Source organism: Marinobacter panjinensis, assembly GCF_005298175.1.
Taxonomy (GTDB): Bacteria; Pseudomonadota; Gammaproteobacteria; order Pseudomonadales; family Oleiphilaceae; genus Marinobacter; species Marinobacter panjinensis.
Map to the genome: position 1 here is coordinate 2120908 of NZ_SZYH01000001.1, position 12625 is coordinate 2133532.

Consider the following 12625-nt stretch of genomic DNA (forward strand, 5'->3'; position numbering starts at 1 on the left):
GAGTCAGTCCTGGGTTGCGCGGACTGCAGGACGCCGCCGTAGCCAAACTCCGCCAACACAATCTTGCCGTTCTCCACTGTCAGTGGGCAAGAGCCATAACCAAGATAGGCAGCGCGCATCGGCTCATTGCGCAGGCTGGCGATGAGGTTTTCGGCCACTACAGGCGCCTGCTTGCGAACGGCCGCGGCGGTTTTGGCGGGGCCGTTAACGGCAACCAGGGTGCTCTGGTAATTCACGTCGATGCCGTATTTCTCTATGTAGGCTTCCAACGCCGGCACATTTGATCGGCATGGGCTTGGAGGTGACTTCCGGCCGGAAAACGCCGCCAACGACCATGGTCCAGCCGGGCTGATAGTGGTGGGTGCTGGCAGGTTCAATGATGGCTATGCCAATATCGCGATCACGCTTGTGGATGCTGGCCGCTACGGAAATACCGGCAGCCCCGCCGCCTACGATCACGACGGTATGTGTTACCTCGCCCTTGGGGATTGTTGTGTTGCTGATCATGCCTGGAACCTCTTGTCTTTATTTGGAGCCTGTGGCGCTTGAGATTAATCAAAGACTACCAACTATAGGTTCTATCGTTAGATTCTTTAGTAATATCACCAAACCTTAAAATCTCAACTTTTTATCAGAGAAGACATATGAGCTCGAAGGTTGTCACTCCACCCAAATGCTAAGGGGACTGAGCTACCATGTTGTAAAGACTTCGAGGGACGGGAGCACAAGATGGAGAAGACCCGCAACGACGCCACCAACCTGCAACAACTGCTGGGCCAGATCCGCGAGTCAGCGGGCAGTTCCGGGCAGGTGTCGGTAAACGACATCCTCAGTGGTGTGGGCGAGCGTTCCTTCGGGCCGGTGTTGTTGCTGGCGGGGCTGATAACACTGGCGCCGTTGATTGGCGATATTCCCGGTGTGCCAACGATTCTGGGGTTGATTGTTCTGCTTACGCTGGGCCAGCTGCTGTTCCAAAGGCATTCCATCTGGTTGCCATCGTGGATTTCCCAGCGCTCGGTTCCCCGCGACAAACTGCTGAAGGGGCTGGACTGGCTGCAAAAGCCGGCGCGGTTTCTGGACAGGTGGACGGGGCCGCGGCTGGTGTTCCTGGTGGATGGCCCCGGGCTTTATGTTATGGCCACTCTCTGCATGTTGGTTGCCATGGCAATGCCGGCAATGGAGGTAGTGCCCTTCAGTGCCAATGGCGCCGGAGCGGCGCTGATGGCGTTCGGGCTGGCGATTGTCGCGCGGGACGGGCTGCTGGCTGTTGTGGCAACCTCGCTTACGTTGCTGACCGGCTGGTTCGTGATTACCGGCCTGTTGGGCTAGCGCCCACTGCTTTCAAGATCGTCGAAAAACGCTTGAGTGCGCGCGCTGATTTCGTCCAGTTTGGCCTCCCATGTTTGCTGGTAGCTTTTGAAGGACTCGTCGCTTAACCGCGAAAACCGGGCTCCCGCCTCCGCCAGCGCACGGGAGCTGTCAGCGAAGGCGTCGAAATCCGGCTCATCCAGCCTGTCACGGCTCTGGTTCAGGTCGGCAGCGGTTTGCTGCAAGGCACTGCGATCCCGGGCGGGGGCCTGTTGATGGTCTTCCAGTGCCTCTTCGATGGATTTCTCCAGTTCTTCCATAAACTCCTGCAAGGCACGACCGTAGTCTTCCATAACTTTCTCGGCCCGGCGGCTGGCCTCGTCGGAATAGGCCTCAAATTCACGGGCCATGGCGTCCATCCGGAGGGCCAGGTCATCCGAGGACTGACTGAAAGTAGCCGACAAACGCTCTCCCAGCCTGTTGATCTCACCCATCAGGCCGTCCAGCGGCGATGGGTTCATGATGGCCTTGCCGGTGCGATCATAATCCACCAGCCAGTCACCATTCAGATTCACAAGATAGGTAATCACTTCCCGGCGCTCGCCGGAGGCACCGTCTGCGGAGGGTAAGCGGGTAACTATGGTGGCTTCGCGCTCATCGATAATGACCCGGCCGAAATCGGGCACGGTTTCAAACCAGTCGCGGGCAAACCCGTCGAAGGCAGAAGGATCGGCAAGCGTCGACAACTCGGCGACGGCACCCGCGTCGTCTTCGGCCATGGCCTGCCAGAACTCCGCGGCCACTTCCTGCGGCGTTTCCGGTTTACTGCACCCGGCAGCAACAGCCAGCACCAGCGACAACAATGCCACCTTGAACCACGTGTAAATCATTCAATCACCCTCAAACTGATGCCAATTCACACCGAATGATACTACACGGGCTACAGGTTGCAGGTCAGTTTTACCAATTCTTCATCAAACACCCGGCGATTTTCGCTGTAGTCCACTGGCACGTCAATCAGATGCACACCGCCTGCGGTCAGCGCCTGCTTCAGGGTGGGTTGCAGGTCTTCCGTCTTGCTGATGTGGTGGCCGGTGGCGCCGTAGGCGTCGGCATACTTCACAAAGTCCGGATTGTTGTAATCAAGCCCGAAGTTCGTGAAGCCTTCCTGGGCCTGTTTCCACTTGATCATACCGTAGGCGTTGTCGTTGATAATCAGGATGACCAGGTTGAGTTTCAGCCGCACGGCGGTTTCCAGCTCCTGGCTGTTCATCATGAAGCCGCCGTCACCACACACCGCCATCACCTTCAGGTGCGGATACAGCATGGCCGCCATCATTGCACTGGGCAGGCCGGCGCCCATGGAGGCGAGGGCGTTGTCCAGCAGCACGGTGTTGTTGTCATAGGCCGGGTAGTTGCGGGCGAACCAGAGTTTGTACATGCCGTTGTCCAGCGCAATGATGCCGTCTTCCGGCATCACCTGGCGTACATCGTGCACGATGCGCTGGGGGATGACGGGGAAGCGGCCGTCATCGATTTTCTCGGCCAGATGGCTGTCTACCGAGGCCTTCACTTCCATAAACTGGCTGAAATCGTGGGACGAGCACTCGCCACAGCGTTCCGCCAGGTATTCCACGCTGTTGGCGATGTCCCCCACCACTTCGTGCTGCGGAAAATACACCGGGTCCACGTCTGCGGCGCTGAAATTCACGTGGATGACCTGCTTGCCGCCCGGCTTCATGAAGAACGGCGGCTTCTCGACCACATCGTGCCCCACGTTGATCACCAGGTCGGCATGGTCGATGGCGCAGTGCACGAAGTCGCCGGCCGAGAGTGCAGCGTTGCCCAGATAGCGGGGATGACGCTCGTCCACCACGCCCTTGCCCATCTGGGTGGTAAAGAACGGAATACCGGTTACATTCACCAGATGGATCAGCGCCTGGGACACCCGCTTGCGGTTGGCACCAGCGCCGATCATGATCAGTGGATGTCTGGCCTTGCGGATCATCTCGCAGGCGGTATCGAGGCTTTTTGTGCTCGCGGTAGGGCGGCGGGCATCACTGGGCTGGAAGATATGGGTATCGGCCTCGGCCATTTCCGAAGCGATGTCCTCCGGCAACTCCAGGTGAACCGCACCGGGACGCTCTTCCGAGGCCAGACGAAAGGCCTCCCGCACCTTGGCGGGGATGGTGTTGGCATTGCTGATCTGGCGGGTATATTTGGTAAGCGGGCGCATCAGGTCCACCACGTCGAGAATCTGGAACAGACCCTGCTTGGAAGACTTGATGGGTTTTTGCCCGGAAATCATCATCATCGGCATACCGCCAAGCTGGGCGTAGGCAGCGGCGGTTACCAGGTTGGTGGCACCAGGACCGAGGGTGGACAGGCAAACACCCACCCTGCCGGTGAGTCGTCCGTAGGTGGCAGCCATGAAGCCTGCCGCCTGCTCATGACGGTTGAGAATCAGCTCGATACCGGACTCACGCAGAGCTTCCAGAAGATCCAGGTTTTCCTCACCCGGTACCGCAAAGATATAGCGAACCCCTTCATTCTCAAGGGCATGGACGAACAGTTCAGCACCGTTCCGACGATCATTGGCCTGTGCGCTCATCCTCTCTCCTGTTCTGGCTTGATTGGCGGTGTCTATGCGTCCCGCGGTGGTTCTGCCTGAAACCCTTCAGCAGGCAACCTGTCACGCCCCCAACTCTGGTGAACGCGATCAATCACCCGCGCAAGTTCTTCCTCGCCTACTGCTGCAGGTTCGCCACGCTCCAGCGGGTCGTAATGGAAGATGTACAGGCGGGACGCAAACTGTTCGAAAGGCAGTGACGCCTCACCGAAGCGCTCGCCCTTGGTGGCCGTGCTCACCTGCACATCGCCACCCCAGTGCTGACCGCTGTCATTGTTGGGGTTGTAAAAATACACCCGCATCACACCTTCCGGATCCAGGTTTGCCCGCAGGATGGTGATGGCATGCCAACCGATGAAGCGTGCAGCACTGTCGGTGACCGCCACGCCCGCAGGTTGCGGGTGCACCAGCGGCTGATTGCCATTGTAATCCGGGTGGTAGCTGGCATAGAAATGCCTAAGAAAGCCGTCCAGATCCTTCAGCTTACCGGTCGCGACGTCGACGTTGATACTGAAGCCGCGCCCGGCAGACCAGCCGTGAAACTCCGGGTTCACCCACCGGTGGGGGTCACCCTCCCGACCGATGCATAAACGGCCCATTTCGGCGTAAATGCGGTCCAGATGAGGCACCACCACCAGTGAGACCGGATCGAGATCCAGGGTCACCGCGGAGGCAACGCCTCCCTGGCTGTCCGCAGATGATACCGGCGTGCCCTCAAAATGCATGATGATTTCATTATCCCGGGCCGCCCAGGTGACCATCTGCAACAGATAATCCGGATCATTATAGGCCCACATGGACAGCGCCCGGGCGGACTGGCAGGTGGGGTTATTCCCCTGCCCGACGCCCAGGGGCTGACCCAGCATGTTCAGAACGCCCTGTATCAGCCAGGCTTTTGGCTGGGGCTGATAGCCGTAGGCCAGCTCGAGACGGTGCCGGGCTTCCGGGCATAAGGACAGCGTTGTCTGCCGCCAGAGTGCCGGCTCGACCGGGGGCTGGTAAAGGATGCCCCGTTCCAGCATCAGTGAAAGGCCATAGAGCCCCTGCGCGGTTTCCGGGAAGACGCCCTCGCGAATCAGGGTCAGCACCAGATTGCGATAATGCAGGAGGCAGTCCCGCCCGGTCATGGAGAGCCCCAGCGATTCAGCAATCAGCGAATCCTGGTTCTCCAGGATGAACCGCATGAAGGTGGCGTGGTAAGGCGAAACCAGCCCGGTATCGTGCATGGAGCGGGCGAAGCCGGTCGCCTCGCCCTGCAGGGCGCTGGAATCCATGTGGCTCAGGCGCTCTTCGTACGTCGCAATGCCGGGATCTTCGCGACAGGCCTGTGTCGGACCGTAAAGACTCGAAATCAGACGTTCCGCGCCCTGCCCGGCACTGCCCATATCCACATTCGGATCAGCGCGGCAAACGGCAATCTGGGTGATCATCTGGCGAACATTGTTCACCTGGATAGGTCGCTGCTGCAGGATGCGCCAGATTTCATCAATCAGGCGATCAATCACATGCTCGTAACCGATTCTGGTGGCGACATGCTGCACGACGGAGCGACTGATCTGCGCCAGCTTGCCCTGTTCACGCTCAGCCTCGCCGCCTTCTCCAAACAGAAGCTGCAGGTTAATGGCGAGCACCTGGGTCAGGTAATGGTGCGCCTGTTCCGCCGACATGGACTCATGCAAGTAGTCACCCATGGCCACTGCAAGCAGACGCAGCTCGCTCATTGCCTCCACGAGAACTGTGTCAGTCTGGGGGCTCTGGAGGGAATAGGTAGTAAGCTGGGGCTGCAGAAGGGCCGGCTCCGCCCAATCTGTCCCCAGAAAAACGCCGGCCTTTTCAAGCCGCTCTGCGCGGTCCTGAATGGCCTGGCAACCATCCGGCTGTAACAGCACCCGGCGAACAATGTCGAATAACGGGGGCAACTTGCCGGCCTTGGCGAAGCTACGGCTCTCATCGAGAGCCGTGATCGCATCGTCCAGTCGTTGCACCAGTTTATCGAAGTTAACGACGGGCGCCGGGCTTCCGGCATCGGAATTGCGCAAACTGTTTTCCTCAGGGTCTGAACCAGACCCATTATCGTTAATTCCTTACGGAATTATACATAGAAATCCAGTTCTTCCTGATGTTTCAGCAAATCTCTCATCACATAGGGGTCTTCGCCGAAGAAGTAGATCAGGCCCCAGTGCGTGCCGAAGGCGGTACGCTTGGTGACGGTTTCCTCCATGGGTGGGGTCAGTTCGTGAGACTCGAAATACTCGTGGTTCTCGGTCTCCTCCGGCATTTCCAGCTTGCTGACCACCCGGCGACGGGGATAAACACCGAAGCAGCCGGCATAGCCCTTGGCATCCACCACTTCTTTCGGAAAGAAGGCTTTGACCTCTTCTTCCGTGGTTTTCGGGTCGAAGGTCATGATCAATGCCTGATAGGCGTTGAAGCCATAGGCGCGCTCAAGCAGCTCGAAGACCTTGAAGCCCGGCGGCCGATAAGCCACTTCACCGAAGTACATGGTGCTGTCACTGGTCACAAAGTACTCGGGGTGGATAAAGCCGAATTCGATGTCGAAGGTCTTGATCAGCTTTTCAATTTCTCGGGTAATCTGCTCCCGGTAATGCTCCAGGTCTGGCGTGGCCGGCACGAAGACGGAGTAACCCAGGGTGACGTATTCCGAAATGTTCAGGAATGCGATCTTGCCGTTATGGACCCAGGCCTCAACGGCGAATTCCCAACCGTCCAGGTGGGATTCCATCAACACCGGAAACTCTTCCTCGGGGATGGTATCCACTTCGTCCGGGGTACGGATAACCCGGTGACCAAGACAGCCGGCCTTGTCGAAGGCCTTCAGGTGGATCGGGTCGTTGGGGTCACCATCCAGCTTCAGCAGCGTCTGGTTTACACGCTTGAGGAAACGGATAACGTCATCCTTGTCGTGAGCTTCTTCAAAGATGCCCACACGAATACCGCCCAACTGGGCGCGGCGCTTCATCAATGCCTTGTCCCGCAGCAACAGGGACTGGCCAAACAGTTTGGGCTGGTCCATCAATACCGAGTTGATGGCACCGGCCCACTCCACCGTTTCCTCGAACAGCGGGATCGCCACGTTCACGCCCATCTCTTTGAGGGTCTGGGCAATTTCAACAGAACGGTCGTTCAGGCGCTCGAAGTTCCAGGGAACATAAGGAATATCGTGTTCTTTGCAGTAGGCCTCGGCCCAATCAGGAGCCACTACGACATAACGGCGGTCAAACTTGTCCGCGGCCTCAATTGCGTTCAGGCTCCAGCCCAGGAGTGCAACATAACCTTTATTCGGATCGAACTTCTGCTCGCTCATAGGCGTTCTCCTATCGGGTGTGTATTTATAACCTAACGATTTAGTTACAAATCGCAACCGGATCGGATACCTGAAACCAAATAAGCGCTGACAAAACGGGCGGTTAAGCCAGTGTTGCCAGCGCTTCTGTAGCTCTTAGATCAATTCGTAATATCACCCCAATTTCAGGGTTGAGAGGGTTCGCTCCCGCACTTTGTTGAGCAATTGTTCATCATCGACCAGCGATTGGCCATAAGAAGGCACCATCACTTTCATGCGTTCCTGCCACTCCGCTGTCTTGATGCGTTCCGGGAAACAGCGTTCGATCACATCGATCATGGCATGAACTGCCGTCGATGCCCCCGGAGAGGCACCCAGCAGGGCTGCAAGCGTGCCGTCCTTCGCCGCTACAATCTCGGTACCGAACTCCAGTTTGCCGCCGCCATCCGCGGACTTCTTGATGATCTGGACCCGCTGACCGGCATCCTGAAGACGCCAGTCTTCTTCCTGTGCATCCGGAAAGTAGTTGCGCAAAGATTCCACGCGGTCACTGTGTGACTGGAAGACTTCACCAATCAGGTAGCGCGTCAGGTCCATATTGGTGCGGCTGACAGACAGCATGGGCCGAAGGTTGGTTGGACTGACCGAGCCGAACAGGTCAAACACCGAGCCTTTCTTGAGAAAACGTGTGGTAAAACCGGCGAAGGGGCCAAACAGCAGGGCCGGCTCACCGTTGATGATGCGGGTATCCAAATGCGGTACAGACATTGGAGGAGCGCCAATTGGCGCCTTGCCATACACCTTGGAATGGTGTTGCTCGACAATTTCCGGCTTCTGGCAAACCAGCCACTGACCACTGACCGGGAAGCCGCCATAGCCTTTCGATTCGTCGATGTCGGACTTCTGCAGCATCGGCAGCGCTCCGCCGCCGGCACCCAGGAAGACGAATCCGGCCTCAAGCTTGGTCTGCTCGCCGGTTTTCTGGTTCTTGACCCTCACCTTCCAGCGGCCGTTATCGCGCTTGGCAAGGTAGTGAACCGGGCTACTGAGCATCAGCTCGAAGTTCGGCGTGGATTCCAGGAACTTCACCATACTGCGGGTCAGTGAGCCGAAGTCCACATCCGAACCATGCTTGATCCGTGTGGCAGCCACACGTTGCATCGGGTCCCGGTTGTTCACCACCAGCGGCATCCACTCTTCCAGATCCAGCGGGGATTCCGTGTATTCCATTTCGCGGAACAGGTGGTGGGCGCTGAGTTTTTCGTAACGACGCTTGAGGAATTTCACCCCGTCTTCGCCCCAGACAAAACTCTGGTGTGGTGTGCGGTTGATGAAGGATTTGGGCTCCGGCAATATGCCCTGCTCGACCATATGTGACCAGAATTGCAGCGAGACTTCGAACGAAGCGTTGATCTGCAGTGCGCGGTCGATCGTGACGTCGCCGTCTTCGGTTTCCGGAGTGTAATTGAGTTCACAATAACCGGCATGCCCGGTACCCGCGTTGTTCCATCCGTCGGTGCTTTCATGGGCCACGTGATCGAGACGCTCCACCATGACGATGTCCAGGGAAGGATCAAGCTGCCTGAGCATCATGCCGAGGGTAGCGCTCATGACGCCCCCGCCGACCAGCACTACATCTGCCTGTCTAACGGCCATTGGTAATCACCCTAGCTGGTTTAAAGCCTGTAGCCCGTCCACGATCAGCAGAGGGGCCTTTGAAGTTGTGGCGCGATTATCCCGTTTTTCGAGCGGATAATAAATTGCGATTATCAATCGAGGGCCAAACGTATAAAATGCGCCCGCCAGGCGCCCCTTGCATTCTCGCGCCTGAGGTTAACGATATCACCGCCACTTTAGTCTCATACCGGGCGGGAAACTTCTTCAGGGTACCTTTTATGCTAATGGCAATTGCAGCAATCATCGCAGGCCTGGTTCTTCTGGTCTGGAGTGCTGACCGTTTTATCGAGGGCGCAGCAGCCACGGCCAAGCACCTGGGCATGCCATCATTGCTCATAGGCATGGTGATTATCGGATTCGGCACCTCTGCACCGGAACTGGCGGTGTCTGCCATGGCAGCACTGGACGGCAACCCCGGGCTGGCACTGGGCAATGCCTATGGTTCGAACATCACCAATATTGCCGTGATCGTCGGGCTTACTGCGGTGATCGCCCCGATCGCGGTGCATTCCCAGGTGGTCCGCAAAGAGTTGCCATTACTGCTGGTTCTGACAGCCATTGCCGGCTACCAGCTCATTGATGGCGAACTGACACGGCTTGATGGCTGGGTCCTTCTGGCGGTGTTTGCAGTTGTCATGGGTTGGTCGATTTACCAGGGAATTCAGGGCAAAGACGACTCATTGATAAGCGAGACCGAGTCAGAGCTGGTTGCCCATCCGATGCCGCTGAAGATCGCGGTCACCTGGCTGGTTGTTGGCCTGGTTCTGCTACTGGTCAGTTCTCGCATGCTGGTCTGGGGAGCGGTATTCATAGCCCAGAGCCTCGGCGTCAGCGACCTGATTATCGGACTGACCATTGTCGCTATAGGCACCTCACTGCCGGAACTGGCATCTGCCCTGGCCGCAGTCAAGAAAAACGAGCACGACCTGATACTGGGCAATATTGTGGGCTCGGGTATTTTCAATACGCTGGCGGTGGTCGGACTGGCTGCGACCATCGAGCCGCTGGCTGTGGATATGGAAGTGCTCTACCGCGACTGGACATTGATGGCAGCCCTGACCATAGGCCTTCTGGTAATGAGCTTTGGCTTTGCCGGCAAGCCCCGGATCATCACCCGGCCCGAAGGCCTGCTACTTCTGATGGTGTACGTCGGCTACGCCGGCTATCTGGTGTCTACGGTTATTCGCTGACTGATGGCAAGCCAGAGTTAAATCCGGCCTGCCACCGGGACGCTAGTCCTGATTTTCCCGAAACACCATCGCCACCGAGTTCAGGCAGTAACGCTGCCCGGTGGGCGGTGGGCCATCGGGAAACACGTGCCCCAGATGACTGTCGCAACGCGGGCAGCGGATTTCCGTGCGGGTCATGCCCATGCTGCTGTCTTCAAGGTAACGTATGTGATCGGTGTCGAAGGGCTGGAAGAAGCTGGGCCAGCCGGTGCCCGAATCAAACTTGGAATCCGAGCTGAACAGGGGCAGCTCGCAAAGCCGGCAGTAATAAACGCCCGGGTTCTTGTTATCCAGCAATGTGCCACAAAAGGGCCTTTCTGTGCCGTGGTCCAGCAACACCCGGCGCTCTTCTTCGGACAGGCCCGCAGCCTTCTCATTAACCTGCTCCGGTGTCAGCGGAGTCAGGTCGTAACCTGCAGCAGAAACGCTCATAGCAGCCTCCTCAGGCAATATCGTTGCCGGTATAACCGGCTTTCAGCCGATCACCGAATGTGTCCACAAGCTTTTCCATCTTTGGTGCTGCAACAGCCATGATGTATGGCTGATAGGGATTTCGGGCCGCAAAGTTCTGGTGGTATTCCTCTGCAGGATAGAATGCTTCCAGTGGCTCCAGGCTGGTTACTACCGGATCATCGTAGATGCCAGCGGCATTCAGCTGACGGATGTAATCCTCAGCCACCCGTTTCTGATCCTCGGTTTCGTAGAAAATCGCGGAACGGTACTGGGTGCCGCGGTCATTACCCTGCCGATTGAGCTGAGTGGGATCGTGAGCCACAGACAAAAATACTTTGAGGATCTCCCCAAAGCTGACGGTTTTCGGGTCGTATCGCACATCAACCACTTCAGCGTGCCCGGTCTGGCCGCTGCATACTGCTTCGTAGTTCGCGGTATCCGCACTGCCGCCAGCATAGCCAGACTCGACGCCGGAAACACCATTTACCGCCAGGAAAACCGCCTCCACGCACCAGAAACAGCCCCCGCCAAGCACTACCCGTTGCTCGCTGGAATCCCCGGCGGGCAAATCGTGTTCCGGGTCCGGGAAGCGGCTTTTCGGTACATTCAGGCCCGGAATATTGCAGGATGTCGACATATCAGCTTGTGCCTCTGAGTCATTACCGTTTATGCACTTACGTTCAGTCCAAGTGTGGCCTTACTGACCCGGTTTAGCCACCCCTGCAGTGCCGATCAGAAAAACAGCAACCCTGCCAGGGCACTTCCGGGTGCCAGAATCCACACCGGTACCCTCCATATAGCCAGGCTTACCCAGGCAAGCAATACAAAGGCGACTGCACCAGAACTGTCTACGGCAGAAGTCCAGACCGGATCATAAAGGGCCGCCAGCAACAATCCGACAACACCTGCATTCACGCCTGCGAGCGCTGCCCGGGCAAGCTCATGGCTGCGAATGTATGACCAAAGGGGAAGACCGGCAAATACCAGCAGGGTTCCTGGCAGAAAGACAGCAAAAACCGCCACCGCCGCACCGGCCCAGCCATTCTGGATACCCCCGAGAAAGGCGGAGAAAGAGAACAGCGGCCCCGGCATCGCCTGGGCAACCCCGTAACCGGCCAGGAAGGTGTCGGCCGGCATAGAACCGGATGCCACAAAGCCTTCCTGCAACCAGGGCAACACCACGTGTCCGCCACCGAATACCAGGGCGCCGGCACGATACAGTTCTGCCCAGATCCAGCCCAGGGAGCCCGACGCCAGGGGCAAGAACGCCAGCACTAACAGCACCACAAACACCGCGAAGAAAACCATTGGCCGGCGGGTTTGCACGGGTATGGTCAACGTTTCCGCAGACTGCGGCTGTGGCAGCTTCAGCGCTGCGCCCACAGCACCGGCGACAAGCAGGGCCAGAATCTGCATCCAGGTTGCACCAACGGTCAGCAACCCGATCGCCACCAGCACAGCAATGGTTAACCGCGGGCTATCCGGGCACAGGTTGCGGCCCATCTGCCACACTGCCTGGGCGACAACCGCCACTACAAACAGTTTGAGGCCGGTAATCCAGCCCCCTTCGCCGGCATCCGGCCACAGACCAAGGCCGAGAGCAAACAGCGTCATCAGCAATGCCGATGGCAGCGTGAAGCCAAACCAGGCTGCGGCTGCGCCACTGTATCCTCGCTTCAGGAACCCAAGCGCCAGCCCTACCTGGCTGGATGCAGGGCCGGGCAATAACTGGCACAGTGCAACAACCTCACCATAGGCGGAATCCGACAACCACCGCCGGCGTTTTACGAATTCCTGGTGAAAGAACCCCAGGTGGGCGGTGGGGCCGCCGAACGATGTCAGGCCAAGCCGCAGAAACAGCAGGAATATGTGCCAGGCAGGTAACGCCCCGGCATGGGCATCCTTTGAGCGGGCATCTCTGAACATGGAACTCTCTGTCTGTGACAACGTTAGGTAAGAAGGATGAACATTATGACTTCCCTGTTGCATCACTCCCAGACCCAACCATAATGAAGGGGCGTGTTG

General features: G+C 58.0%; 10 protein-coding genes and 1 pseudogene. 2 read left to right on the plus strand and 9 right to left on the minus strand.

All coding sequences use genetic code 11. The annotated features are described in order from the left end of the window. Nucleotides 1–8: 8 nt before the first annotated feature. A pseudogene (locus FDP08_RS09760) lies at nucleotides 9–507 on the minus strand (hypothetical protein); the annotation flags it as partial. Between the two features lie 222 nt (nucleotides 508–729). On the opposite strand from FDP08_RS09760, the gene FDP08_RS09765 reads away from it, so the two are divergent. Continuing rightward, nucleotides 730–1329, plus strand: a complete 600-nt coding sequence (locus FDP08_RS09765; RefSeq protein ID WP_137435881.1) for an exopolysaccharide biosynthesis protein — start codon at nucleotides 730–732, stop codon at nucleotides 1327–1329. Here the strand turns inward: FDP08_RS09765 and FDP08_RS09770 are convergent. From FDP08_RS09770 to mqo, 5 genes are all read right to left on the minus strand, one after another. Further along, nucleotides 1326–2198, minus strand: coding sequence for a hypothetical protein (locus FDP08_RS09770; protein ID WP_137435883.1), 873 nt, complete (start codon nucleotides 2196–2198; stop codon nucleotides 1326–1328). The genes FDP08_RS09765 and FDP08_RS09770 overlap by 4 nt on opposite strands. 50 nt (nucleotides 2199–2248) lie before the next feature. Continuing rightward, nucleotides 2249–3919 carry an acetolactate synthase large subunit gene (locus FDP08_RS09775; protein WP_137435885.1) on the minus strand — a complete coding sequence of 557 codons (1671 nt, stop codon included), beginning with the start codon at nucleotides 3917–3919 and terminating at the stop codon, nucleotides 2249–2251. 32 nt (nucleotides 3920–3951) lie between these two features. Then, nucleotides 3952–5976 (minus strand): hypothetical protein, encoded by a 2025-nt coding sequence (locus FDP08_RS09780; RefSeq protein WP_137435887.1) that lies wholly within the window; start codon nucleotides 5974–5976, stop codon nucleotides 3952–3954. 53 nt (nucleotides 5977–6029) lie between these two features. Continuing rightward, nucleotides 6030–7262 carry an ATP-grasp domain-containing protein gene (locus FDP08_RS09785; protein ID WP_137435889.1) on the minus strand — a complete coding sequence of 411 codons (1233 nt, stop codon included), beginning with the start codon at nucleotides 7260–7262 and terminating at the stop codon, nucleotides 6030–6032. 153 nt (nucleotides 7263–7415) lie between these two features. Beyond that, a complete protein-coding gene (gene mqo / locus FDP08_RS09790; RefSeq protein WP_137435891.1) occupies nucleotides 7416–8897 on the minus strand; it encodes a malate dehydrogenase (quinone) in 1482 nt (493 codons plus the stop codon). 239 nt (nucleotides 8898–9136) lie between these two features. Between mqo and FDP08_RS09795 the strand changes: the two genes are divergently transcribed. Beyond that, on the plus strand, nucleotides 9137–10108 hold the full coding sequence (locus tag FDP08_RS09795) for a calcium/sodium antiporter (protein ID WP_170979006.1): 972 nt from the start codon (nucleotides 9137–9139) through the stop codon (nucleotides 10106–10108). A 42-nt stretch (nucleotides 10109–10150) separates the two neighbouring features. Here FDP08_RS09795 and msrB read toward each other — a convergent pair whose 3' ends face one another. The 3 genes from msrB to chrA form a co-directional block, all read right to left on the minus strand. After that, nucleotides 10151–10579, minus strand: coding sequence for a peptide-methionine (R)-S-oxide reductase MsrB (msrB, locus tag FDP08_RS09800; protein WP_137435895.1), 429 nt, complete (start codon nucleotides 10577–10579; stop codon nucleotides 10151–10153). Between the two features lie 10 nt (nucleotides 10580–10589). Beyond that, nucleotides 10590–11237 (minus strand): peptide-methionine (S)-S-oxide reductase MsrA, encoded by a 648-nt coding sequence (gene msrA / locus FDP08_RS09805; RefSeq protein WP_137435897.1) that lies wholly within the window; start codon nucleotides 11235–11237, stop codon nucleotides 10590–10592. A 95-nt stretch (nucleotides 11238–11332) separates the two neighbouring features. Further along, a complete protein-coding gene (gene chrA / locus FDP08_RS09810) occupies nucleotides 11333–12526 on the minus strand; it encodes a chromate efflux transporter (protein ID WP_137435899.1) in 1194 nt (397 codons plus the stop codon). Nucleotides 12527–12625 lie beyond the last annotated feature (99 nt).